This is a genomic window from Pseudosulfitobacter sp. DSM 107133, assembly GCF_022788695.1.
Lineage (GTDB): Bacteria > Pseudomonadota > Alphaproteobacteria > Rhodobacterales > Rhodobacteraceae > Pseudosulfitobacter.
In genome coordinates this window covers 1,369,689-1,391,994 of record NZ_CP085154.1, presented here as the reverse complement: position 1 = coordinate 1,391,994, position 22,306 = coordinate 1,369,689, and the positions used below count along the sequence as shown (strand labels likewise).

25 protein-coding genes are annotated in these 22,306 nt (G+C 62.4%); 9 read left to right on the top strand and 16 right to left on the bottom strand.

From position 1 onward, the window contains the following. Nucleotides 1-38 precede the first annotated feature (38 nt). The 3 genes from modA to modC are packed head-to-tail and all read left to right on the top strand — an operon-like array spanning nucleotide 39 to nucleotide 2,553. The gene (gene modA, locus DSM107133_RS06910) at nucleotides 39-776 is read left to right on the top strand and encodes a molybdate ABC transporter substrate-binding protein (protein WP_240310348.1); all 738 of its coding nucleotides are present in this window, start codon (nucleotides 39-41) and stop codon (nucleotides 774-776) included. Then, the gene (gene modB / locus DSM107133_RS06905; RefSeq protein ID WP_114291679.1) at nucleotides 776-1,462 is read left to right on the top strand and encodes a molybdate ABC transporter permease subunit; all 687 of its coding nucleotides are present in this window, start codon (nucleotides 776-778) and stop codon (nucleotides 1,460-1,462) included. Before modA ends, modB begins: the two co-directional genes overlap by 1 nt. Beyond that, nucleotides 1,459-2,553 carry a molybdenum ABC transporter ATP-binding protein gene (gene modC, locus DSM107133_RS06900; protein WP_114291680.1) on the top strand — a complete coding sequence of 365 codons (1,095 nt, stop codon included), beginning with the start codon at nucleotides 1,459-1,461 and terminating at the stop codon, nucleotides 2,551-2,553. Before modB ends, modC begins: the two co-directional genes overlap by 4 nt. A gap of 3 nt (nucleotides 2,554-2,556) precedes the next feature. Here modC and DSM107133_RS06895 read toward each other — a convergent pair whose 3' ends face one another. Then, complete coding sequence (locus DSM107133_RS06895; protein WP_114291681.1) at nucleotides 2,557-3,339, bottom strand: EcsC family protein; 783 nt, start codon at nucleotides 3,337-3,339, stop codon at nucleotides 2,557-2,559. Nucleotides 3,340-3,398: 59 nt separating this feature from the next. Beyond that, nucleotides 3,399-3,881 carry an N-acetyltransferase gene (locus DSM107133_RS06890; RefSeq protein ID WP_240310349.1) on the bottom strand — a complete coding sequence of 161 codons (483 nt, stop codon included), beginning with the start codon at nucleotides 3,879-3,881 and terminating at the stop codon, nucleotides 3,399-3,401. Nucleotides 3,882-3,983: 102 nt separating this feature from the next. Here DSM107133_RS06890 and DSM107133_RS06885 point away from each other — a divergent pair, with 102 nt between their 5' ends. Next, on the top strand, nucleotides 3,984-4,589 hold the full coding sequence (locus tag DSM107133_RS06885; protein WP_114291683.1) for a flavin reductase family protein: 606 nt from the start codon (nucleotides 3,984-3,986) through the stop codon (nucleotides 4,587-4,589). Nucleotides 4,590-4,648: 59 nt separating this feature from the next. Further along, entirely contained in the window at nucleotides 4,649-4,969 is a 321-nt protein-coding gene (locus tag DSM107133_RS06880; protein WP_114291684.1) for a hypothetical protein, read from the top strand. An 8-nt stretch (nucleotides 4,970-4,977) separates the two neighbouring features. Here the strand turns inward: DSM107133_RS06880 and DSM107133_RS06875 are convergent, their stop codons facing one another. The 4 genes from DSM107133_RS06875 to DSM107133_RS06860 form a co-directional block, all read right to left on the bottom strand. Next, complete coding sequence (locus DSM107133_RS06875) at nucleotides 4,978-6,192, bottom strand: multidrug effflux MFS transporter (RefSeq protein WP_114291685.1); 1,215 nt, start codon at nucleotides 6,190-6,192, stop codon at nucleotides 4,978-4,980. 140 nt (nucleotides 6,193-6,332) lie between these two features. Then, nucleotides 6,333-7,955 carry a SulP family inorganic anion transporter gene (locus DSM107133_RS06870; protein ID WP_114291686.1) on the bottom strand — a complete coding sequence of 541 codons (1,623 nt, stop codon included), beginning with the start codon at nucleotides 7,953-7,955 and terminating at the stop codon, nucleotides 6,333-6,335. A 310-nt stretch (nucleotides 7,956-8,265) separates the two neighbouring features. Continuing rightward, nucleotides 8,266-9,225 carry an IS110 family transposase gene (locus DSM107133_RS06865; protein WP_243253540.1) on the bottom strand — a complete coding sequence of 320 codons (960 nt, stop codon included), beginning with the start codon at nucleotides 9,223-9,225 and terminating at the stop codon, nucleotides 8,266-8,268. A gap of 255 nt (nucleotides 9,226-9,480) precedes the next feature. Beyond that, the gene (locus DSM107133_RS06860) at nucleotides 9,481-10,014 is read right to left on the bottom strand and encodes a YaeQ family protein (protein ID WP_114294076.1); all 534 of its coding nucleotides are present in this window, start codon (nucleotides 10,012-10,014) and stop codon (nucleotides 9,481-9,483) included. A gap of 177 nt (nucleotides 10,015-10,191) precedes the next feature. Here DSM107133_RS06860 and DSM107133_RS06855 point away from each other — a divergent pair, with 177 nt between their 5' ends. Genes DSM107133_RS06855 through DSM107133_RS06840 form a run of 4 tightly spaced genes read left to right on the top strand, consistent with a single transcriptional unit; the run spans nucleotide 10,192 to nucleotide 13,356 of the window. Further along, the gene (locus DSM107133_RS06855; protein WP_114294077.1) at nucleotides 10,192-11,067 is read left to right on the top strand and encodes an S-methyl-5'-thioadenosine phosphorylase; all 876 of its coding nucleotides are present in this window, start codon (nucleotides 10,192-10,194) and stop codon (nucleotides 11,065-11,067) included. A gap of 14 nt (nucleotides 11,068-11,081) precedes the next feature. Beyond that, nucleotides 11,082-12,338, top strand: a complete 1,257-nt coding sequence (locus tag DSM107133_RS06850; RefSeq protein ID WP_114294078.1) for a DoxX-like family protein — start codon at nucleotides 11,082-11,084, stop codon at nucleotides 12,336-12,338. Beyond that, a complete protein-coding gene (locus DSM107133_RS06845) occupies nucleotides 12,338-12,802 on the top strand; it encodes a DUF2269 domain-containing protein (protein WP_114294079.1) in 465 nt (154 codons plus the stop codon). Before DSM107133_RS06850 ends, DSM107133_RS06845 begins: the two co-directional genes overlap by 1 nt. A 23-nt stretch (nucleotides 12,803-12,825) precedes the next feature. After that, nucleotides 12,826-13,356, top strand: a complete 531-nt coding sequence (locus tag DSM107133_RS06840; protein ID WP_028954637.1) for an adenine phosphoribosyltransferase — start codon at nucleotides 12,826-12,828, stop codon at nucleotides 13,354-13,356. A 62-nt stretch (nucleotides 13,357-13,418) separates the two neighbouring features. Here DSM107133_RS06840 and DSM107133_RS06835 read toward each other — a convergent pair whose 3' ends face one another. The 10 genes from DSM107133_RS06835 to cyoE form a co-directional block, all read right to left on the bottom strand. Beyond that, the gene (locus tag DSM107133_RS06835; protein WP_114294172.1) at nucleotides 13,419-14,840 is read right to left on the bottom strand and encodes an FAD-binding oxidoreductase; all 1,422 of its coding nucleotides are present in this window, start codon (nucleotides 14,838-14,840) and stop codon (nucleotides 13,419-13,421) included. Between the two features lie 44 nt (nucleotides 14,841-14,884). Continuing rightward, nucleotides 14,885-15,703, bottom strand: coding sequence for an MBL fold metallo-hydrolase (locus DSM107133_RS06830; RefSeq protein WP_114294080.1), 819 nt, complete (start codon nucleotides 15,701-15,703; stop codon nucleotides 14,885-14,887). 46 nt (nucleotides 15,704-15,749) lie between these two features. Further along, nucleotides 15,750-16,334 carry a GNAT family protein gene (locus DSM107133_RS06825; protein ID WP_114294081.1) on the bottom strand — a complete coding sequence of 195 codons (585 nt, stop codon included), beginning with the start codon at nucleotides 16,332-16,334 and terminating at the stop codon, nucleotides 15,750-15,752. After that, nucleotides 16,334-17,596: a pitrilysin family protein gene (locus tag DSM107133_RS06820; protein ID WP_114294082.1), complete on the bottom strand. Its 1,263-nt coding sequence runs from the start codon at nucleotides 17,594-17,596 to the stop codon at nucleotides 16,334-16,336. The genes DSM107133_RS06825 and DSM107133_RS06820 overlap by 1 nt, the downstream gene beginning before the upstream one ends. Beyond that, complete coding sequence (thrC, locus tag DSM107133_RS06815; protein WP_114294083.1) at nucleotides 17,593-18,981, bottom strand: threonine synthase; 1,389 nt, start codon at nucleotides 18,979-18,981, stop codon at nucleotides 17,593-17,595. Before thrC ends, DSM107133_RS06820 begins: the two co-directional genes overlap by 4 nt. Beyond that, nucleotides 18,978-19,670 carry an SURF1 family protein gene (locus DSM107133_RS06810; RefSeq protein WP_114294084.1) on the bottom strand — a complete coding sequence of 231 codons (693 nt, stop codon included), beginning with the start codon at nucleotides 19,668-19,670 and terminating at the stop codon, nucleotides 18,978-18,980. The genes thrC and DSM107133_RS06810 overlap by 4 nt, the downstream gene beginning before the upstream one ends. A gap of 118 nt (nucleotides 19,671-19,788) precedes the next feature. Beyond that, nucleotides 19,789-20,595, bottom strand: coding sequence for a cytochrome c oxidase subunit 3 (locus DSM107133_RS06805; RefSeq protein WP_114294085.1), 807 nt, complete (start codon nucleotides 20,593-20,595; stop codon nucleotides 19,789-19,791). A gap of 10 nt (nucleotides 20,596-20,605) precedes the next feature. Beyond that, nucleotides 20,606-21,187, bottom strand: coding sequence for a cytochrome c oxidase assembly protein (locus DSM107133_RS06800; RefSeq protein ID WP_240310569.1), 582 nt, complete (start codon nucleotides 21,185-21,187; stop codon nucleotides 20,606-20,608). Further along, on the bottom strand, nucleotides 21,184-21,345 hold the full coding sequence (locus DSM107133_RS06795; RefSeq protein WP_114294087.1) for a cytochrome C oxidase assembly protein: 162 nt from the start codon (nucleotides 21,343-21,345) through the stop codon (nucleotides 21,184-21,186). The genes DSM107133_RS06800 and DSM107133_RS06795 overlap by 4 nt, the downstream gene beginning before the upstream one ends. Continuing rightward, nucleotides 21,345-22,283 (bottom strand): heme o synthase, encoded by a 939-nt coding sequence (gene cyoE, locus DSM107133_RS06790; protein ID WP_114294088.1) that lies wholly within the window; start codon nucleotides 22,281-22,283, stop codon nucleotides 21,345-21,347. Before cyoE ends, DSM107133_RS06795 begins: the two co-directional genes overlap by 1 nt. Between the last annotated feature and the right edge of the window lie 23 nt (nucleotides 22,284-22,306).

The following is a 22,306-nucleotide window of genomic DNA, read 5'->3' as shown; positions in this document are numbered from 1 at the left end:
ACTTGTGGCGGCGCGGGCGTGGGTAAATACTGCTGCTGATGGGCAAAACAGCATTTCTCAATTCATGTCTGGCCGCATTGATGGTCTGCGTGACCTGCGTGGCGGTGACGGCGCAGGACGTGACTGTCTTTGCCGCCGCCAGCCTGCGCGGTGCGCTGGACGAGGTTGCCGCGCTCAGCAGCGACACTGTGGCGATTTCCTATGGCGGTTCGGGCGCGATGGCACGGCAGGTGGCGCAAGGTGCTCCTGCTGATGTGGTGGTATTGGCCAATCCGCAATGGATGGACTGGCTGCAAGAACAGGGCAGTGTCGGCCCCGATACCGCCGCGCCGCTGCTGACCAACACTCTGGTTCTGATCGGCCACACCGGCCCTGCCCTGTCCGACCCAGATGCCACAGCGCTGTTGGCGCGGCTGGGCGACCAGAGACTGGCCATAGGGCAACGCCAATCGGTGCCTGCGGGCATCTATGCCCGTGCATGGCTGGAACAAATCGGCGCGTGGGACGCGCTTGAGCCGCATCTGGCCGAGGTTGAAAACGTCCGCGCCGCACTGGCACTGGTGGCGCGCGGCGATGCGCCGTTGGGCGTGGTCTATGGCTCGGACGCGCTGGCGGAACCCAAGGTCAGCGTGCTGTGGCAGATCCCCGAGGATCAGCACCCGCCGATCACCTATCCCGCCGCCGCGCTGACCCCTGCCGGAGCCGCGTTCATGGACACCCTGCGCAGCCCGCAAGCCGCTGGGATATTTTCCAAATACGGCTTTGGCCTGCCCTGATGGACGCCGCCGGATACGAAGCGTTGCGCCTGTCGCTGCTGGTTTCCGGCACTGCCACACTGCTCGGCCTGCCGCTGGCGCTGGGGTGCGCGTGGCTGCTGGCGCGGCGGGACTTTTGGGGCAAGGATCTGTTCAGCGCCGCGATCCACCTGCCGCTGGTGCTGCCGCCCGTGGTCACGGGCTATCTGCTGCTGCTCAGCTTTGGCCGCACCGCCCCCGTGGGGCGATTTCTGGAGCAAACTTTGGGGCTGGTGCTGGCCTTTCGCTGGACGGGGGCGGTGCTGGCCGCGATGGTCATGGGCTTTCCACTGATGGTGCGCGCCATGCGGCTGGCCATCGAAGCGGTCGATCCGCGCATCGAGGCCGCCGCCGCCACGCTGGGCGCGCCGCGCTATGCGGTGTTCGCCACCATCACCCTGCCACTGATCGCACCGGGCATTCTGGCGGGCACTGTCATGGGCTTTGCCAAGGCATTGGGCGAGTTCGGGGCAACCATCACCTTTGTCGCGGCCATCCCCGGCCAGACGCAGACCCTGCCGTCGGCCATCTACAGCTATCTGCAAGTGCCGGGTGGTGAAGCGCGTGCCGCCCAGCTGACGCTGATCGCCTGTGCCATCGCCGTGGCTGCGGTGGTCGTGTCAGAGTGGCTGTCGCGGCGTATCGCGGCGCGGATCGGTGCCACATGAGCCTGAGCGTCGATATCCGCCACCGCTTTGAAGGCTTCACCCTGAACACAGCCTTTCAGGCCCCCGCGGGCGTCACGGCCCTGTTCGGACGGTCAGGCGCGGGCAAAACAACGCTGGTGAACGCCGTGGCCGGATTGCTGCGCCCCGATGCCGGCCGGATCACCCTAAACGAGCGCGTGTTGCTGGACCGCGCGGCTGGCACCTGCCTGCCACCGCACCAGCGTCGGTTAGGTTATGTCTTTCAGGACGCACGGCTTTTCCCGCATCTCAATGTCGCGGCCAACCTTGACTACGGCACCCGCTATGCACCCACTGGCGCCACTGCGATGTCACGCGATGATGTGATCGACCTGCTGGGCATTGCCCCGCTGCTGGACCGCCGCCCGCGCCATCTGTCGGGTGGTGAAACCCAACGTGTCGCCATTGGCCGCGCCCTGCTGTCACGGCCTGACATGCTGCTGATGGACGAGCCACTGGCCGCATTGGACGAAGCCCGCAAAGCCGATATTCTGCCCTATCTGGAACGGCTCAAGACCGCTTACAGCCTGCCTATCCTCTATGTCTCGCACGCGCTGGACGAGATCGCGCGGCTGGCCGATACGCTGGTGCTGTTGTCTGATGGCGCGGTCCGCGCGGCAGGGCCGATCCGCGCATTGCTGTCCGACCCTGCGCTGGTCCCGTTGCTGGGCGTACGCGAGGCGGGGGCGGTCATTGACGCCACGGTAACGCATCACGCCGATGACGGGCTGACAACATTGCGTATCGCGGCGGGCGATATCTATCTGCCCGGTGTGCAGGCCCATGTGGGCGACAGCATTCGCGTGCGCATCCGTGCCGGCGACGTGATTGTCGCGCGCGACCGGCCCATGGGGCTAAGTTCGGTGAACATCCTGCCGGTGACCGTTACAGCGGTGCAAATGGGCGACGGCCCGGGGGCTGCCATTGCTCTGGACGCCGCCGGAGACAGCTTGCTGGCGCGCATCACCGCCCGCTCGGCCCGTGATCTGGGCCTGCAAGTGGGCATGAACTGCTTTGCCGTGCTCAAGGCAACCTCGGTGGCGCAGTCGTCTATCGGCCACCATTTGCCGTGAACGTCAGACCTTGATCCCTTTGCCCCGCTCAAGCCGCTCTTTCAGCTTGCTCACCAGCACCTCGCGCGGGGTATCCGCATCAATCGCCAGCTTGCGCAGCGAGAAATGGATATGCGCCATCTCGGCGTAATAGCTGGTATAGGCATAGTTCACCGCAGCCCCCGCCACAGCGCCCAGCACCGGCACGGTCTGCGCTGCCAGCTTTTGCCCCAGCACCACGGCCAGCTTGGGCGCAACCCGCGCCACCAGCGCCTGCATCGCCGCGCCGCTCAGCGCCACCCGCGCGGACAGGAACGCAATGTCGGCGCTGTCGTCCTCGGCCAGCGGCCCGGCGGCGGCAAAGACCTGCACGCAATCAAACCGCACGTTTTCTGAGGTGGTGTCAAAGCCCAGCTTGTGCGCCTCGCCCTCGATCACCCGCAACAGCAATGTGGTGGTCACCGGCAGTTCGGCCAGCGCCGTGGGCAAGCCGCCAAAGCCACCCGCAGCCCCCATGGCCGCACTGACCGTGCGGTTCACCCAAGAGGATTGATCCTTGACCATCCTGCGCGAGCCGCTCGCCACCTTCATCGCCTGCGTCAGCGCCATGACGGTGGCCCCTTCCAGACGCTGGCGCACATCGCCGGGCAAGCGCCCCAACAACCCGTCCGCCCGTGCGCCGATGGCGTTCAGCAGATCAATACCCAACCCGCTTGCCGCACGATACCGATGCGCAAGCCGGTCCAGTTCCGCATCCAGATCCAACTGGGCCAGTCCGGTATGTTCGGGAAAGGTCACTTCGCTCATGTGCAGTCCTCCTGAACTGATAGATCGGGACGGTCGGCGCAAAATTCAATACGGGCCGATCAGCCAGCGACATCCCAGCGCGTCACATTTCCCTGCACGCCGTCCCACGCACCCGCAACCAGCGCACGGCCCAGAACCCGTTCGGGGTTGGTCGGGGGCGGCATCACCACATCGTCAAGTCGGGTAAAGCCGAACCGTTGGTAATAGGGTGCATCGCCCACCAGCATCACCCGCTCCCATCCCTGCTCGTGTGCCACTTGCAATGACACATGCATCAACTGTCCGCCCAGCCCCTCGCCCTGCCGTGTCGGGTGTACTGCAACCGGACCCAGCAACAGCACCTGCACCCCGTCCACCCGCACCGGCCAATAGCGGATCGCCCCGCCCAGGATACCGTCGCGGTCGCGCGCCACATGGCTGAGCCCGCTGACCGGCGGAATGCCATCGCGCAACCGGTAAGACGACAGCGCCTCGCGGCCCGGCGCAAAGCAAAGGTCGTACAAGGCTTCGACCTCCCACCAGTCGTCGCGTGTCTCGGGCATCAGGGCGTACATCAGTGGCAGGTCTTACTCGGCTGGTTCCGGCTGGCTTTTGCCCTATCATGCAGCTAAGCCTTTGCCAAACCGAACTGAAAGGCCCGATGCATGTTTTACCGCCCCGCCGATGGACACCCCCTGCCGCACAATCCGTTCAATGCCATTGTCACGCCCCGCCCCATCGGCTGGATTTCGACACAGGACGCGGCCGGCGTGCCCAATCTGGCCCCCTATTCCTTTTTCAACGGCGTCGCCTATGTGCCGCCGCAGGTCATGTTCGCCTCGACCGGGGTCAAGGACGATCAGGACAACACCAAGGACAGCGTCGCCAACATCCGTGAAACCGGTGTGTTCTGCGTCAACATCGTCGAATCTGCGGCGCGTGATGCGATGAATGCCTCGTCGGCCACCTACCCCAAAGGCACCGACGAATTTGCCAAGGCCGGCATCACTGCCGAACGCTGCGAAACCATCGACTGCCCCCGCGTCGGCGGTGCCCCGGCGGCACTGGAATGCAAGGTCACCCAGATCGTTCAGATCGAGGGCGCGTCGAACTATGTGGTCTTTGGCGAAGTCACCGGCGTGCACATGCGCGACGACACCATCGTGGACGGGCGTTTCGACATCACCACCTATCAGCCGCTGTCGCGCCTCGGGTATCGCGACTATACTGTCGTCAAGGATCTGTTCGAGCTGATCCGCCCCGACGATTGACACCACTGCGCAATCGCGCACCTGCCATACGCCTGTCCCCTTAGCAGAAGGTTCCTGCCATGATCCGTTCTCTTATCTGCGCGACAACCGCCTGTGCGCTGCTCGCTTTCACCGCTCCGGCGCAGGCAAGCATTGGCTGTTCGGTTGTTTCAGGTGACAAAGGGGCACAATCGGTCTCCATGTATGCCAACCCTGAAGACACCGCACAAAACCTGCACGACATTCCGCTGGGCGATATCGTGCTCTACCCCCAAGCCGATCTGGCCCCCGCCAAGGCGGACGGCTGGGTCTGGGTCCGTCATGATATCAACCAGACCGATATCTGGCAGAGCGGCACATATGGCTGGCTCAAGGCCGAGAACATAACCGATTGTGGCTAGGTCTGGATCTAACGGACGGCGCTGATTTCGCTTACCTGCCCACGCAGGGCGTATATCGAAAGGCCTGTCGCTCCGATCCCGGCCACCAGAAATCCCGCTGCAAGCGCCGTCGCCGTTCCGTCGTAAAACGCCCCTGCCACGCTGGCAAACAGGGTTGCAACCAGACTTGACCCCGACGCAATCAACGATGCGCCAATTCCGGCAAGCTGCCCCAGCGAACGCATCGCCATCGCATTCAGGTTGCCGAACAGAATGCCCATCGCCGCGAACACCGCAAAGCCAAGGGCCATGAACAGCGCCAGCGGCGGCTGCCCATGCCACACCAACGCCGCCCCCAGCATCAGTGCACTTGCCACACACATCCCCCACAGCCCCGCACGCGCCATCACATCCGTACCGAAATGCCCGACGAGGCGGCCGTTCAGATAGGAGGCAAGCCCAATACCCGAGGCCAGTGCGGCAAAGTAAAACGGAAAGGTCTCGGTGATACCGTAAAGGGACAGAAACAGATCGGCGGCCGTGCCGAGATAGACCAGCTGCGCCCCGAAAATCAGGCCGGTCGCCGCAATCAAAAGCCCCACACGCCGGTTCGCCAGAATGCGCAGGGCGTTGCGCCAGAACGCCCCCGGCCGAAAGGGAATGCGCTGGTCTCGGGGCAAGGTCTCGGGATGGCGCAACGCAAACCAACAGCCAAGCGCAAGGGCCATCGCCAGAAACAGCACAAAGATCCCGCGCCAACCGGCCAGCGCGATCACCCCCAGCCCAAGCGCAGGCGCCAGCATGGGCACAAGGATGATCAGCGTGAACATGAACGACATCACCCGTGCCATGTCATTGCCCGCAAGCTGGTCGCGAATGATCGCGCGTGTGGCGATCTTTGGGCCAGAAACACCAAAGCCCTGCAAGAACCGGCCCAGCAGCACCATTTCCAACGAACCGGCCATCAGTGCAATCACGGTGCCCAGAACGTATATGGAAAGGCCGGACAACAAGGCCGCCTTGCGCCCGATGGCATCCGACGCGGGGCCGATCACCAGTTCGCCGAACACCATGCCGAACACAAACACAACGATCACATGCTGTGACGACAGCGGCGGCGCGCTGCCCAGCTCGGCCTCGATGAACCGCAAACCGGGCAGAATCGCGTCGATGCTGATGGCCGTCAGCGACGTCATCAGCGCGTACAGCAGGATACGCGCGCGCGGCACGGCAACAGAGGTCATTCTACCGACGTCCTGATTGTGATGAATTGAAGAGCCCAGCGCGGCCCCAAATGCTGCAAACCCATTCTTTTGGCTTCCAATATCCTCGGGGGACGGCGCTTGCGCCGGGGGGCAGACAGCCCCCTGACCGGCTTCAACCCTCAGTGACCGCCCAGAATACCCGTGCGAACACCATAGTTGGCGGCCACCGCGTAATCAGGGTCATCGTCACTGTCGATCACCAGATGCCCCGCCTTGGACAGCAACGCATGGCAATCGCGCGACAGGTGACGCAGTTGAATGCGCTTGCCCAGTTCTTCGTATTTTCCGGCCAGCGTTTCAATCGCCTGCAAGGCCGACTGGTCGACCACACGACTGTCGGCAAAGTCCACAGTCACGCTCAGCGGATCGGTTTCCACCTCGAACATCTCCATGAACCCGTCAGTCGAGCCAAAAAACAGCGGGCCCTGCACCTTATAGATCTTGGACCCATCCTGGGCATTTTCGATCTGCGCATGGATGCGGCGCGCGTTGTTCCACGCATAGGCCAGCGCGCTGACGATCACGCCAACAACCACCGCCACGGCAAGGTCTTCCATCACCGTCACAACCGTGACCAGAACGATCACAAAGGCATCCATCAAGGGCACCTTTCGCATGATCATCAAGGAGTTCCACGCAAAGGTCCCGATCACCACCATGAACATCACGCCCACAAGTGCGGCCAGCGGGATCTGTTCGATCAGGCTCGACCCGACAAGGATAAAGGCCAGCAGGAACAGCGCCGCGGTAATCCCCGCGACCCGCGTGCGTCCGCCGGATTTGACGTTAATCATCGACTGACCGATCATTGCACAGCCGCCCATGCCGCCGAAAAAGCCGGTGACCGTGTTGGCAACACCCTGCGCGATACATTCCTGGCTGGCACCTCCGCGCTGGCCGGTCATGTCGCCCACAAGGTTCAGCGTCAGAAGGCTTTCGATCAGACCAATGGCCGCCAGAATGACCGCGTAGGGCAGGATGATTTCAAAGGTTTCCCAGTTCAGGGGCACCATCGGAATGTGGAATGCGGGGAAACCGCCCGCGATGCTGGCCAGATCGCCCACCCGCGGCACGTCCAGACCAAAGCCGATGACCACTGCCGCCACAATCCCGATGCCGGCCAAGGGCGCAGGGATCGCCCGCGTCAGGCGCGGGGTGATCCAGATGATCGCCATCGTCGCTGCCACCAGCGCCAGCATGATCATCAGCGGTTGGCCCGACAGCCATTCACCGCCGCTGACCCCGTGACCGGTATCAACCATTGTGCCCGGAACTTTGAACTGGCTCATCTGCGCGAGGAAGATCACGATCGCCAGCCCGTTGACAAAGCCCAGCATGACCGGATGCGGCACCAGCCGCATGAACTTGCCCCATTGCATCGCACCGGCAAAGATCTGCAACAGCCCCATCAGCACCACTGTGGCGAACAGGTATTCAACCCCGTGCTGTGCCACCAGTGCCACCATCACCACCGCCAAAGCCCCCGTGGCCCCCGAGATCATCCCCGGACGCCCGCCCATGATCGCCGTGATCAGCCCCACCAGAAAGGCCGCATAAAGCCCCACCAGCGGGTTCACACCGGCGACAAAGGCAAAGGCCACAGCCTCGGGCACCAGCGCCAGCGCGACGGTCAGTCCTGACAGAATTTCGGTCTTCCACTGACGGGCGTCCAACTGGGTGTCGCCGGGCGCCACACGAAAGTCGCCGAAACGGGTGTGGATGAGGTTCGAGATCAAAGCCATGGGTGTCCTGTACGCTGCGAATATGTCGCCAATGTTAAACGCCCCCTCTAACGGGAACAGCGCCGAGGGACCAGAGAGAATGCGCTTTGCGCATGCGGCGTGGCCTTTGCGCACAGGTTTGGATGCGGATGTGCGCGTTTGACAGGCAGGGCGGCGAGTTCAAGGGCAGCCATCCACATGCGCACAAAAAGATCACCCGCTGCCCTACTATCACCCCAGTCAGCTTACAAAACCGCGCGTGTTTGTTCAGGAATACCCATGCGTTTTGCATCAATCATTGCAGCCCTCGTTTTGCTAGCAACTGTATTTCTCAAGCGAGTTGAGTAGTCCATTTCTGCCGACTTTTGCAAAGGGCGTTCACGATTGTCACAAGCTTTCTTGCGACGGCGGTGATTATCACTTTGTGTGGTTTTCCGGCTTCGCGAAGGCGGTCTGCGAACGGCTTCAGGACGGGATTGTGGTGACTGGCGACGAGCGCCGCCTGGAACATAACGTGTCGCAGCGGGCGCCGGCCGCCTCCGATAGCGCGCTTGCCCCGCATCGCGCCGCTGTCATGGGCAATGGGCGCAAGGCCTGTCAGCGCGGCGGCTTGTTCGCCCGTGATCTGGCCGAGTTCCGGCATTTCAGCGATCAACATCGTGCTGGCGACCGGGCCAATGCCGGGAACTGAACGCAAGATGGCAGCAGTCGTGGCAAGGCCTTCCTCTGAGGCGATGATCTGTTCGATCCGGACCTCAAGTCCTGCAATCTGGCGATCCAGTAGGTCTTTCAGGTCACCATCCATGACGTCGAACAGATCATCCGAACCCAGTTTCGCATGCGCCTTGATTTGCGCCAAAAGCCGTTTGCGTGTTTCGACGAGCTGACCACGCTTGGACACCAAAGCCCTGAGAAGACGTATCTTTTCATGCGGCAAGGTCCGCCCTGCATCAGGCCGAAAGGCCATGAACCGCGCGATAAGCTCCGCGTCGATCCTATCCGTTTTCGCCCGCGTGCCCCGGCTGGCGGCAAAGGCTTTGATTTGCGCGGGCGGCAGTTGCCTGGTCGCGACCCCTGCAACGTCGAGGGCCGACCACAGACGCCATTCCTGCCCCCCTGTGGCCTCAAAACAAACCAGCGCACAGGCTGACTTTGCCAGGGCGCCCACGCGCGCATGCCCGTCCTCGGAATTGGGCAATCGAAGTCTCTGATTGCTTGGCAGGCAATGAATGTCCAGCCAATCGCGGCTGACATCTATGCCAAGGATTGCGTCTCGTGTTATCCTGTTCATGTTCTCTTCCTTCTGATCCGTGGTCCAAGCTGGCCACAAGCAACTGTTCGAGATGGATGAAGAGAGACAGTGCTGGCTCGCTAGCAAACGTGGTCCCAGTTCAACTTGGGCCACAAGGCTCTGACGCCATACACCGTCCCGTCAGTGACCTCGGCCAAGGTCGCTGACGGGGGAACAATAACAGATCGGAGATACAGAAGGGTCTGGACCCTAGACGCAGGGTCCATCGCCTCTGCTAAAGGCCAGTTTCAGGCGTTATTTCAGTATGATCGGCGTGACATAGGCAATTTCATCGTCAACGCTGACCATCACTTCGCCGTCCTGAATATTGACCTGTACCTTCATCGCGCGACTTGCCAGTTTTTCCAACGCGCCGGTCTCGGCTTCGGGCAGGTTGACAACACGCAAGTTGTCAAAGCGGGTGGTGCTGTTTTTGATCTTGTCCCACCAGGTCCCTGCGGTTCTGCCATAAGAATAGACAATCACCTTGTCGGCCTTGCCACAGGACTGGCGCACAATTTTCTCACTGGGCTGGCCCAGTGCGATCCACAATTCCAGCTCGCCGCTCAGGCTTTTTTGCCAGACGTCCGGTTCATCATCCGATGAAAGCCCTTTGGTCATCTCCAGATGTTCATGCGCGTTCAATGCAAACGCCAGAATCCGCACCATCAACCGTTCATCCGTCTCAGATGGGTGTTTGGCCACGGTCAGCTTATGCGTCTCGTAATAGTGTCGATCCATATCGGAAACCGAAAGTTCAACTTTATACACCGTAGATTTTTGCGCCATAACCTGCCCCAGTACTGCGAATATGTGACCCCTAGTGCCTCCGGGGACATAGTGAAAGCACATAGGAACATCTGCGCTGAAGAGCTTGTGAATAGCGATTGCCCACAGGCCCCTTGCGGCCTCTTGCGCAGGCGTTAGTCTCGAGGCTGAAAATCACCGCATGAGAAGGCCGCTCCCATGACCCCAACCCGCATCGCCGTGATCGGCGGCTCTGGCATTTATGACATCGACGGGCTGAAGGATGCCAAGTGGGTGCAGGTCGCGACCCCCTGGGGCAAGCCGTCCGACCAGATCCTGACCGGCACGCTCGACGGGGTCGAAATGGCGTTCCTGCCACGTCACGGGCGCGGGCATGTGCATACGCCCACCTCGGTCCCCTACCGCGCCAATATCGACGCGCTGAAACGGCTGGGCTGCACCGATGTAATCAGCGTCTCGGCCTGCGGGTCGTTCCGCGAGGAAATGGCACCGGGGGATTTCGTCATCGTCGACCAGTTCATCGACCGCACCGTGAACCGTGACAAGACGTTCTTTGGCAGCGGCTGTGTGGCCCATGTCAGCGTGGCGCATCCCACCTGTCCGCGCCTGTCCGACGCCTGCGAGGCAGCGGCGCACGCGGCTGGCATCAAGGTACACCGGGGCGGCACCTATCTGGCGATGGAGGGGCCGCAATTCTCGACGCTGGCAGAAAGCCGGATGTACCGCGAAAGCTGGGGCGCGGATGTGATTGGCATGACCAACATGCCCGAGGCGAAACTCGCCCGCGAGGCCGAGCTGTGCTATGCCTCGGTGGCGATGATCACCGACTATGACAGCTGGCATCCGGACCATGGCGAAGTGGACGTGACACAGATTATCGCCACCCTGACCGGCAACGCCGACAAAGGCCGCAATCTGGTGTCGCGCCTGCCTGCGCTTCTGGGGGCCGAACGCGCGCCCTGCCCGCATGGCTGTGACCGGGCACTGGAATACGCAATCATGACCGCCCCCGAAGCCCGCGACCCCGAGCTGGTGGCCAAGCTGGACGCCGTTGCCGGTCGGGTTCTGACATAAAAAGGGGCGCGTCCATGCGCCGACACGTCCTGATCCTCGGCGCTGATGGCTTTATCGGCCGTCACATCGCATTTGCCGCCCGCCGCGCGGGTTGGCAGGTGACGGCGCATGCGCGCAATCCGGCAGCCTTGCGGCATATGGGGTTCCACACACTGCGCGCGGATCTGAATGATCCGGTGACCCATGATCCAGAGTTCTGGCGTCCGGTGCTGGCGGAGGGTGCCCATGTCATCAACGCCGCCGGTTTGCTGACAGGGAGCGCCGCTGCAATGCACGCGGTCCATGTCGCGGCCCCTGCGGCGGTCTATGCCGCACTGCCCCCCGGCGCGCGCGGCGTGTTGATCTCTGCCATCGGGGTCGAGGCCGACACCCCCTTTGCCCGCCACCGCCTTGACGGCGAGACCGCTGCGCCCGAGGCCGTCACCATCTTGCGCCCCGGTCTGGTGCTGGGGCATACCTCTTATGGCGGCTCGTCCCTGGCGCGCGCGCTGGCGGCGCTGCCCTTGGTGACGCCCATGGTCGGCAAAGGCGACCAGCCGTTCAACCCGGTCCACGCCGACGATCTGGCTGCGATTGCCTTGCATTGCCTTGAGCACCCGCCCATGGGTGGCCCGCATGTGGTGGGCGGCCCCGAGACCGTCACGCAAACGCAGATGCTGCAAGCCCTGCGCGGATGGATGGGCCTGCGTCCTGCCATCACCCTGCGTCTGCCCGGCCCGTTGGCCCGGATGATGGGGACCATCGGCGATGCCATGCGGCTTGGTCCGATCTCGCGCACCGCGGTCGACCAGTTGTCACAGGGCGTGCACGCCCCCCACGCGCTGCCAGAGGCTCCGCAACCCCGCGCCTTTAGCGCCATCCTGCACGCCCAGCCTTGCGGCACGCAGGATCTGTGGCACGCGCGGCTCTACCTGATGCGACCTGTGCTGCGGCTGGTTCTGGCGGTCCTGTGGCTGGCTTCGGGCCTGATCGGCCTGACCCTGCCTGCCGCCGACTTCCTGCCTCTGGTCCCGGACACCCTGCCCGACACCGCGCTGATCGTCATGGCGCGCGCCGGTGGGTTGGCGGACCTTGCCATTGCCGCCGCCCTGCTGCGCGGTTGGCGGCCCCGCCTGATGGCGGCTGTGCAATTTGGGATGATTGTCGCCTATACCGCCGCCTTCACCCTGTTGAACCCCGCGTTGTGGTTGCTCCCCTTGGGCGGGCTGCTTAAGAACGTCCCGCTGCTGGTCCTGATCGCCATGGCCGCCATTGTTGAAAGAGAACGCTGATGGACGCCTATCTGACAGCCAAATGGCTGCACATCCTGTCGTCCACCGTGCTGTTCGGCACCGGCATCGGCACGGCGTTCCAGATGGTCTGGGCAATGCGCAGCGACAATCCGGTGGTGATCCACCGCACCGCATCGGGCGTGGTGGTCGCCGACTGGTTGTTCACCACACCGGCGGGGCTGATCCAGCCCGCCACCGGGCTTTGGCTGATCCACCTGCAAGGCTATCCGCTGACCGAGCCGTGGTTGCTGATGACCTATGTGCTGTATGCTGTGGCCTTTGTGACATGGGTGCCCGTGGTCGGCCTGCAAATCCGCATCCGCAACCTGACCGCCACCGCCACGACGGTGCCCGCCGCCGCATACCGCGCCTTTCGCATCTGGTTCGCCCTTGGCTGGCCTGCCTTCCTTGCGCTGATCGCCATCTTCTGGCTTATGGTCCACAGGCCGCCACTCTGGGGCTGATGCCCCTGAACACCGGAAACCCTATGAAAACCGTCCAAGATTATATCCGCACCATCCCCGATTTCCCGCACGAGGGGATCATGTTCCGCGATGTGACAACGCTGTTCGCCGACCCGCGCGGCTTTCGCATGGCCATCGACCAGATGCTGAACCCCTATGCAGGCCTGCAAATCGACAAGGTCGTGGGATTGGAAGCGCGCGGCTTTATCCTGGGCGGTGCTATCGCACACCAACTGTCCAAAGGATTCGTCCCGATCCGCAAAAAGGGCAAGCTGCCCGGTGCGACCATCGAACAGGCCTATACGCTGGAATACGGTGAGGCCGTGGTCGAAATCCACGACGACGCCATTCAGGCGGGCGAGACCGTTCTGATCGTCGACGACCTGCTGGCCACCGGCGGCACCGCCGAGGCGGGCATCAAGCTGATCGAGCGGCTGGGGGGCAAGATCATCTCGTGCAGCTTTATCATCGACCTGCCCGATCTGGGTGGCCGCGCCAAACTGGAAGCCATGGGCATGGACGTGCAGGCGCTGTGCGCCTATGCGGGCGACTGACCCATCTTCATCTTGCCCGATAAACTCCGGGGTGAGGCGCGCAGCGCCGAGGGGCAGCGCCCCTAAGCCCGCCCGCGCAGCACCGCGCCGGGGTTCATGATTCCCGCCGGGTCCAATGCCACCTTGATCGCGCGCATCGCCGCCAGCTTGACCGGATCGCCGTAGCGTTCCAGATCATCCACCTTGAGCCGTCCGATACCATGTTCGGCGCTGACCGAACCGCCCAACTCGTGCACCAGATCATGCACCGCCTGTTTGATCTGGTCCCGCTCTGCCAGATGGTCGGCCTTGGTCTTGCCTGCCAAGGGAAAGACGTTGTAATGCAGGTTGCCGTCGCCGACATGCCCGAAACAATTCACCCGGAAATCGCCCAGCGCCGCAATCCGCGCATTGGCCTTGGTGATGAATTCGGCCAGTGCGCCCAATGGCACTGAAATATCATGACTGCTGATCGAACCGATCAGGCGGTTCGCCTCGGGGATCTGCTCGCGCACGGTCCAGAAGTCGTCTGACTGCCCTTGCGATTGCGCGATGATGCCGTCGCTGACCAGCCCCTCCTCGGCCCCGGCCACGAACAGCCGCTCAAGCGCGTCTGTGGGGTTCTGCCCCGCGGACATGCCCACCTCGACCAGCACGCACCATTCGGGCGGCCTGTCCCAAGGGCGGCGGATGTCGGGCAGTTTCTCGGCCAGAAAATCCATGCCCTGCCGGTGCATCAGCTCAAAGGCGCTGATGCTCTCGCCCAGCAGGTCACGGCCCAGCGTCAGCAGTTTCAACGCCGCTGCGGGGCTGTCCACCACCAGCATCGCCGTACCGGTGTGGGCGGGGCGCGGCGACAGTTTCAGCGCGGCGGCGGTAATCACGCCCAGCGTGCCCTCGGCCCCGATCAGTAAATGACGCAGATCATAGCCGGTGTTATCCTTGCGCAGGCGGTTCAGCCCGTTCCAGATGCTGCCGTCAGGCAACACAGCCTCAAGCCCCAGGCACAGATCGCGCGCATTGCCATATCGCAACACGCCAGTGCCGCCTGCATTGGTGCTGAGATTGCCACCGATCCGCGCGGTGCCTTCAGCGGCCAGCGACAGCGGGAACAGGCGGCCCGCCTGCGCTGCGGCCTCTTGCACGTCGGCCAGAATCACCCCCGCCTCGACAATGGCCACGTTTTCATCCGCATAGACCGCGCGCACCGCGTTCATCCGCTCCAGCGACAGGATCAGCGGCACGGGGCCGTCCTCGACGACCTGCCCGCCGACCAGCCCCGTGCCGCCGCCGTAGGGAATGATCCCGATGCGGTGTTGCGCACACAGGCGCACGATCGTCGCCACCTCGTCAACGCTGCGCGGCAGGGCGACAAGGGTGCTCTGTCCCTTGTACCGCCCGCGCGGCTCTTCCAGATAGCGGGCTTCGGCGCGGCGAAAACGGTCGGCGGGCAAGGCTGCGGTCAGCAGCGGTTCAGTCTCGGGGGTGAGTGAGGTCAATGTCATGGCCGCAACATCCTGTCCCGGCGCGGCAAAGGCAAGGGCCTGCACTAGCGGCGCAACCATTCGGGACGCAAAACCATGATCGTGGGGCGCGACGGCAAGCGGTCACGCGACACCTGCAAGGCAGGGCCGCCCACCTCGACCACCGCGAATTCATCCGCCATGCCGGTCAGGAATTCATCCAGCGTATAGTCGGAAAACCAGTGCATCGGCAGCACCACCGATGATTTCAGCCGTTTCAGCACGCGGGTCATGGTGGGCAGGTCCAGCGTCATACCACCGTCAATCGGCGCCATAACCACGTCCAGCCGCCCGATGGCCGCATATTGCGCGGCGTCCGGCTCGTGATGCAAATGACCCAGGTGACCGATGCACAGACCCGCCAGCTCGAACACGAAGACCGAGTTTCCCTTGGCCTCGCTGCCGCCGTATTGGCTGCGGATGTCGGTCGAGACATTGCGCACCAGCACTTCGCCCAGATCGACATGATGGTCGATCCCCTGACCAAACGGACCCCAGCCGTTCAGGGCGTGGGCGATGCCTGGGTCGGGAAAGGCGGTCCAGTGGGTGTCATGGGCGTGGTTCATCGTCACCACGTCGGGAATCATCGGCACGTTGCCGATGTAGCCGGTGAAATCCGTCACGATGTTCAGCCCGCCATGGCTGCGGATCAGAAAGCTGGCGTGGTCAATGTAGTGGATCAGCACCGTCTCGCTGGGCACTTGCGCGTCATAGCTGGCCTTATGCACAAACGTCGCACCGTCGATGTCACCCGCCAGCGCGATGCAATGGCTGGGCGTGCGCGTGGCCTGCGCCTGCGCCGTCCCTGTCATCAGTGTCAAAGCTGTCAGCAGTCGGATCAACATGATGGCCACCCTCGTGGCCTTCAGTTTAGCGCATCTTGCGCCAAAGTCATCTGGCGTCGGTGCGCCCGCGACGGTCATGGCGCAGAGATGCATAAAGAACGTGCGTCCGCCAGCGCCCGTCGATCTGCAAATAGGATTGCGCAACGCCCTCGTATTTAAAGCCCGACTTTTCCAGCAACCCGCGCGAGGCGGCATTTTCGGGCAGGCAGGCGGCTTCGATCCGGCTCAGGTCCTGACGGGTAAAGGCATAGTGCACCACCGCCTCGATGGCCTCGCGCATATAGCCTTTGCGCGCGAACATCTGACCGGTCCAATAGCCCAGAGTGCCCGCCTGTGCGGGCCCGCGCCGAATGTTGTCCAATGTGATCGCCCCCACCAGCACCTCGTCCGCGCGACGGATCAGGAACAGCGGCATGGCCGAACCGTTGGCGATAGAACGTTGGGCCCAATAGACACGGTTGGTAAAGGCCTTGCGCGACAAATGATCCTCGGCCCAGCCGGGTTCCCACGGGGTCAGGTAGTCCTTGGAATGGGCCCGCAGCGCCGACCAGGGGCGGAAATCTGCATGGATCGGGGGCCTCAGCGTCAACCGCTCAGTCTCGATCCGCAGTTTCCGCTTGGACAGCAACATCAGGCGACCCGGCGCTCCTGCAAGGCATCCAGCGTCGGCGCGGTATCAACCGGACCATAAAGCGCCAGCGCCACCGGCGCTGTAGCCGCAATATGTTCAGCAAATTCGCGCACGTCGCCAGTTGTCACCGCATCAATACGCGCAATGGTTTCTTCCAGCGGTGGCACGCGGTCCCAGATCTGCACCAGTCGCGCCAGACGTTCGGCGCGGCTGGACGGGCTTTCCAGCCCCATCAGCAATCCGGCCTTCATCTGCGCACGGGCGCGGGCCACTTCGGCGGGGTTCATGTCCGAGGCTGCGCGCTTCATTTCGTCGATGGTGATCCGCGACAGTTCGGCCACCTGATCGCCGCTGGTGCCCGCATAGACGGTCATCATGCCGGTGTCGTCATAGGCACCTGCCTGCGCAAATATCGAATAACACAGGCCGCGATTCTCGCGCACTTCCTGAAACAGGCGCGAGGACATGCCGCCGCCCAGGGCACTTGCGTAAATCTGCGCGACATAGATTTCCTCGTCACGATAGCCGGGGCTTTCAAAGGCCAGCGCGAAATGCGCCTGTTCCAGATCCTTGACCTGACGCACCTCCCCACCGCGAAACGACGCGGGTGCCAGTTTGAACGCGGGTGTCGGAACCATGCCGCCGAACATCTCTTCGGCCAGTTTCACGATGCTGTCGTGATCGACAGCACCCGCCGCCGACAGGATCATCTCTTCGGGGCCGTAATGCTGGGCCACGAACTTTGCCAGATCCTTGCGGGTAAAGGTTTCGATCCGTTCCGAGGGGCCCAGAATGGTGCGCCCGATGGGCTGTTCGGGATAGGCCTGCGCCTGCAACCAGTCAAAGATCACATCGTCGGGCGTGTCCAGCGCCTGACCGATCTCTTGCAGGATCACCCCGCGCTCGATCTCGATCTCGTTCTTGTCAAAGGTTGGGTTCAGCAGAATGTCTCCGATCACGTCCAGCGCCAGCGGCACGTCCGCCTCCAGCACGCGCGCGTAATAGGCTGTGACCTCGCGGCTGGTATAGGCGTTGATATAGCCGCCCACATCTTCGATCGCCTCGGCGATTTGCAGGGCACTGCGTTTGGCCGTGCCCTTGAACGCCATGTGTTCGAGAAAATGCGCGATGCCGTTCTGCTTGGGCGCTTCGTGCCGGCCACCGGCATTGACCCAGATCCCGATAGACGCCGAGGCCAGCCCCGGCATGTGTTCGGTCACGATGCGAAAGCCGTTGGCAAGGCGGTGCTGTTGCAAGCTCACTGTGCGATATGTCCCTTGATATGGTCCTTGAGCGCGGCAAGGTCATTGGCGACCCGTGTCACCCGTTCCGCGCGTTCATAGAGGTCTTCCATGCGCGGGGGAAGAGGCGGATGGATGCCGCTTGCTTTCTCGACAGCGTCCGGGAATTTCGCCGGATGGGCGGTGGCCAGCGTGATCATCGGCGTGCCCTGAACGCGGTGTTCGTTGGCCACCTTTACCCCCACGGCCGAATGCGGGCACAGCAGTTCGGTCGAGGTTTTCAGCGTGGCCGCAATGGTGGCATTGGTTTCGTCTTCGGATGCGCGACCACTGTCGTAATGCTCTTGCAGGGCTTCCATCGCCCCCTGGCTCACGTCGAAACCGCCCTCTTTCAGCTCGTCCATCAGCTGCGCCACGGCCTTGCCGTCACGGCCGTAAGCGTCGAACAGTGCGCGTTCAAAGTTCGACGAGACCTGAATGTCCATCGACGGGCTGATCGAGGGCACGGTGTCGCCCTTGTGATAGCCCTGCCCTTTCAGGCAGCGGTCCAGAATGTCGTTCTGGTTGGTCGCCACCACGAGCCTGTCGATGGGCAGGCCCATGCGTTTGGCGATGTAGCCTGCAAATATGTCGCCAAAGTTGCCTGTGGGCACGGTAAAGCTGACCTTGCGGTGCGGCGCGCCGACAGAGACCGCGGAGGAGAAGTAATAGACCACCTGCGCCAGAACGCGGCCCCAGTTGATGCTGTTGACGCCCGCCAGTTTCACCGCGTCGCGGAATTCGAAGTCGTTGAACATATCCTTGAGTCGCGCCTGACAGTCGTCAAAGTCACCGTCGACGGCCAATGCGTGCACGTTGCTTTCGCTGGGCGTGGTCATCTGGCGGCGCTGTACTTCGGAGATGCGGCCATGCGGGTACAGGATGAACACATCCACATTGTCCAGCCCGCGAAACGCCTCGATGGCGGCCGAGCCGGTGTCGCCGCTGGTGGCGCCCACGATGGTCACCCGTTCACCGCGCCGCGTCAGCGCGGACTGGAACAACTGGCCGATCAGTTGCATGGCAAAGTCCTTGAACGCCAGCGTCGGGCCGTGGAACAGTTCCAGCAGGAAGTGGCCCTGATCCAACTGTACCAGCGGCGCGCGGGCGGCGTGGCCGAACCCTGCATAGGCGCGGTCGATACAGCCGCGGAATTCGGCGTCGCTGAAGGTCTCGCCCACGAAAGGTCGCATCACGCGAAAGGCGATTTCTTCATAGCTCTGCCCTTCCATCGCGGCGATCTCATCGTGCGACAGCGTCGGAATTTCGGATGGCACATAAAGCCCCCCGTCACGGGCCAGCCCGGTCAGCATGGTGTCTTCGAATGTCAGCTCGGGCGCTTTGCCACGGGTCGAGATATATTTCACGAATTGGGCCTTTCTGGTCGGCGGCGACTGCCGCGCAGGGCAAAAACAGCGGTCATCGCGACCCAGATCAGGGCCAGCGAGAACCATGTGATGGCGTATTGCAAGTGATCGTTGGGAATGCCCGCAGTGTCCACAGGCAAGGGCGTCACGGGGCCGCCCGATTGCGACGTTTCACGCGCCACGATCAGCAGGGGTTCGGTGTTCAGACTTTGCGCCATCGCGGGCAGGTCTCGGGCGAACCAGATGTTCGCACCCAGATCCGGCTCCGGCGTGTAGCTGTCGATTTCGTCGGGCCAGTGCAGGTTGCCAGTGATGCGCACCGGCTCTGCCGGTGTTGTCACCGCGTCTCGGTCATCCACCCGCACAAAGCCACGGTCGACGAGCACACGCCGACCGGCGTCTGTCACCAGCGGCGAGATGACGCGATAGCCCGCGCCAATCTGTTTCTGGCTGACCAGCACATAGATAGCTTCGGGCGCATAGGTGCCGGTCACGGCGACCGGCAAGTATTTGTCCGCCACCGGATCAGGATCGTCGGGCAGCGCCACAGGCTCGGCTGAAATGCGCGCCGTGATGTCGGCCAGCACCGCCTGTTTCCAGCCGAGCCGCTGAACCTGCCAGACACCCAAGGCGATCAGGACAGCCGCGCCGCCCAGCCCGATGCCGATCAGAAACAGAATACGTCCCATGGCGATGTTTCACTGCCCCGTTGGAATAACAAAAGGCGCGAGGATCACCACGCGCCTTTCGGGTATTAGAGATTTGGTGGCGATGTGCAACCAGCCCTGCCCTATTCGCCGGGCTCTATTAGCTGGGCACGCCCCACATGTAGACGGCGAAGAACAGGAACAGCCAGACAACGTCAACAAAGTGCCAGTACCATGCGGCCGCTTCGAAACCGACGTGACGCTCGGGGGTAAAGTGCCCCTTCATCGCGCGGATCAGGCAGACGGTCAGGAAAATGGTCCCGATGATAACGTGGAAACCGTGGAAACCGGTGGCCATGAAGAAGTTGGAATAGAATTCGTCAGCGCCGAATTCCCAGCCTTCGTGCAGCAGGTGCGCGTATTCATAGGCTTGCAGCGCGGTAAAGGCGACGCCCAGAACGATCGAGATGGCCAGACCTGTCACCAGATCCTTGCGGTTGTTTTCATGCACCAGCGCGTGGTGCGCCCATGTCACGGCACAGCCCGACAACAGCAGGACCAACGTGTTGATCAGCGGCAGATGCAGCGCGTCAACCGGAAGGATGTAGGGGGCCGTATAGGTCGAACCCACATAATCTTCCATCGGATAGATGGCATGTTTGAAGAACGACCAGAACCATGCCGAAAAGAACATGACTTCGGACATGATGAAAAGGATAAAGCCATAACGCAGGCCGATGCGCACAACCGGCGTGTGATCGCCAACGTGGCTTTCCTCGACCACTTTCGACCACCAAGCGAACATCACATAGAGAACGCCGGCAAAGCCTGCGAGAAACACAAACGGTGTAACGTCGTGCATCCACAGCACACCGCCAAACAGCATGATGAAGGCCGCTAAAGCGCCCAGAAACGGCTCGATCGACGGAGCCAGAATGTGATAGTCATGGTTCTTGGCATGGGCCATGTTCAGTCCCTCAGTTCAGGTTGGTATCGTTGCTCTCTGCTTGCAGGGCAGCATAGCCCTCGGGCAGATCGATTTCGTAAAAAGTATAGCTCAGCGTGATCGTATGCACATATTTTGCATCGCGGTCATCGACAATTTCGGGGTCCACAAAGAAAGTTACGGGCATTTGCACGCGCTCTCCGGGCAGCAGAACTTGCTCGTTAAAGCAGAAGCACTGGATCTTGTTAAAGAAGCCGCCCGCCGAATAGGGCGTGACGTTATAGCTGGCAGTTCCGGCGATGGTGCGGTCGGTGGGGTTATAAGCCTCGAAGAACGCCAGCGCGGTTTCACCGATGCGCAGCTTCATCTTGGTTTCGACCGGCTTGAATTCCCACGGCATGTCACGATCCGTCGATGCATCAAACCGCACTGTGATCTCGCGGTCCAGAATGTGATCGACCCCCTCGGCGGCAACACCAGGCGTACCGCCAAAGCCCGTCACCCGGCAGAACCAGTTATAAAACGGAACCGAAGCCCATGACAGAGCGCCCATGACCAGCACGACGCCAACCAGTTGGACTACCGTGCGCTGAGGGCCTTGCATCCGTTTCATTTCAACGCCTCCGCGCGCGGCACTTCAAAATCGCCGCTGGTGACCTTGGCAAAGGTCAGCGCCAGAACCAGCACAACAAAGGCGGCCAGCAACAGCCCGACGCCCAGATTACGGCTGCGGCGTCGGCCGTGAATTTCGTGTTCAGCTTTGATCGCCATCACCAGCCTCCCAATCCCGAGCTGCGCAGCAGCGCCTCGGCCATGATCGCACCAAAGTGCAGGAACAGATACAGCAAAGACAGTTTGAAGAACGACTTTTCGACGGCGTAGCCATCGGCTTCTGCATCTGCTTCGTCACGGCGCCAGATCGCAACGGCACCTTTCAGGAACAGCGCGTTCAGAATCACCGCAACGGTCAGATAGATCAAACCGCCGATGGATGTGAACGCGGTGCCCACAGCCAGAACCGCCAGAACGACAGTATAGGCCAGAATATGTTTGCGCGTGGTCTTGCGCCCGTGTGTCACCGTCAGCATCGGCACGCCCGCGTCGTCATAGTCCGACTTCATGAACAAGGCCAGCGCCCAGAAATGCGGCGGCGTCCAGATGAAGATCAGCGCGAACATCAACCACGCCTCGACCGACATGGACCCGGTGGCCACAACCCAGCCGATCACCGGCGGAAAGGCCCCGGCCGCGCCGCCGATCACGATGTTCTGCGGCGTCGAGCGTTTCAGCCACATCGAATAGACGACAGCGTAAAAGAAGATGGTAAAGGCCAGCAGCCCCGCCGCCAGAAAGTTGGCCGACAGCGCCAGCATCATCACCGACAGGCCCGACAGCGCGACGCCAATGCTCAGCGCCTCGCCCGGCTGGACCTTTCCCGCAGGAATCGGACGGTTGGCGGTGCGTTTCATGATGTGGTCGATGTCTGCATCCCACCACATGTTCAGCGCACCCGAAGCCCCTGCCCCGATGGCGATGAACAGAATCGACGCAAAGCCGACGACAGGGTGCACACCATGGGGGGCCGCCAGCATGCCCACCAATGCGGTGAACACCACAAGCTGCATGACCCGCGGCTTCATCAGCGCGAAATAGTCGCCAAAGGACGCTTCGGCCTCGAAGGCCTGTGGCTGGCTGCTGATATCGGTCATTCGGGTCTCACGCATCATGTGAA

Excerpts from the sequence above, each read along its gene's own strand:
- modA (WP_240310348.1), top strand. The coding sequence starts at position 39 with ATGGGCAAAACAGCATTTCTCAATTCATGTCTGGCCGCATTGATGGTC.
- modB (WP_114291679.1), top strand. The coding sequence starts at position 776 with ATGGACGCCGCCGGATACGAAGCGTTGCGCCTGTCGCTGCTGGTTTCC.
- modC (WP_114291680.1), top strand. The coding sequence starts at position 1,459 with ATGAGCCTGAGCGTCGATATCCGCCACCGCTTTGAAGGCTTCACCCTG.
- DSM107133_RS06895 (WP_114291681.1), bottom strand. The coding sequence starts at position 3,339 with ATGAGCGAAGTGACCTTTCCCGAACATACCGGACTGGCCCAGTTGGAT.
- DSM107133_RS06890 (WP_240310349.1), bottom strand. The coding sequence starts at position 3,881 with ATGCCCGAGACACGCGACGACTGGTGGGAGGTCGAAGCCTTGTACGAC.
- DSM107133_RS06885 (WP_114291683.1), top strand. The coding sequence starts at position 3,984 with ATGTTTTACCGCCCCGCCGATGGACACCCCCTGCCGCACAATCCGTTC.
- DSM107133_RS06880 (WP_114291684.1), top strand. The coding sequence starts at position 4,649 with ATGATCCGTTCTCTTATCTGCGCGACAACCGCCTGTGCGCTGCTCGCT.
- DSM107133_RS06875 (WP_114291685.1), bottom strand. The coding sequence starts at position 6,192 with ATGACCTCTGTTGCCGTGCCGCGCGCGCGTATCCTGCTGTACGCGCTG.
- DSM107133_RS06870 (WP_114291686.1), bottom strand. The coding sequence starts at position 7,955 with ATGGCTTTGATCTCGAACCTCATCCACACCCGTTTCGGCGACTTTCGT.
- DSM107133_RS06865 (WP_243253540.1), bottom strand. The coding sequence starts at position 9,225 with ATGAACAGGATAACACGAGACGCAATCCTTGGCATAGATGTCAGCCGC.
- DSM107133_RS06860 (WP_114294076.1), bottom strand. The coding sequence starts at position 10,014 with ATGGCGCAAAAATCTACGGTGTATAAAGTTGAACTTTCGGTTTCCGAT.
- DSM107133_RS06855 (WP_114294077.1), top strand. The coding sequence starts at position 10,192 with ATGACCCCAACCCGCATCGCCGTGATCGGCGGCTCTGGCATTTATGAC.
- DSM107133_RS06850 (WP_114294078.1), top strand. The coding sequence starts at position 11,082 with ATGCGCCGACACGTCCTGATCCTCGGCGCTGATGGCTTTATCGGCCGT.
- DSM107133_RS06845 (WP_114294079.1), top strand. The coding sequence starts at position 12,338 with ATGGACGCCTATCTGACAGCCAAATGGCTGCACATCCTGTCGTCCACC.
- DSM107133_RS06840 (WP_028954637.1), top strand. The coding sequence starts at position 12,826 with ATGAAAACCGTCCAAGATTATATCCGCACCATCCCCGATTTCCCGCAC.
- DSM107133_RS06835 (WP_114294172.1), bottom strand. The coding sequence starts at position 14,840 with ATGACATTGACCTCACTCACCCCCGAGACTGAACCGCTGCTGACCGCA.
- DSM107133_RS06830 (WP_114294080.1), bottom strand. The coding sequence starts at position 15,703 with ATGTTGATCCGACTGCTGACAGCTTTGACACTGATGACAGGGACGGCG.
- DSM107133_RS06825 (WP_114294081.1), bottom strand. The coding sequence starts at position 16,334 with ATGTTGCTGTCCAAGCGGAAACTGCGGATCGAGACTGAGCGGTTGACG.
- DSM107133_RS06810 (WP_114294084.1), bottom strand. The coding sequence starts at position 19,670 with ATGGGACGTATTCTGTTTCTGATCGGCATCGGGCTGGGCGGCGCGGCT.
- DSM107133_RS06805 (WP_114294085.1), bottom strand. The coding sequence starts at position 20,595 with ATGGCCCATGCCAAGAACCATGACTATCACATTCTGGCTCCGTCGATC.
- DSM107133_RS06800 (WP_240310569.1), bottom strand. The coding sequence starts at position 21,187 with ATGAAACGGATGCAAGGCCCTCAGCGCACGGTAGTCCAACTGGTTGGC.
- DSM107133_RS06795 (WP_114294087.1), bottom strand. The coding sequence starts at position 21,345 with ATGGCGATCAAAGCTGAACACGAAATTCACGGCCGACGCCGCAGCCGT.
- cyoE (WP_114294088.1), bottom strand. The coding sequence starts at position 22,283 with ATGACCGATATCAGCAGCCAGCCACAGGCCTTCGAGGCCGAAGCGTCC.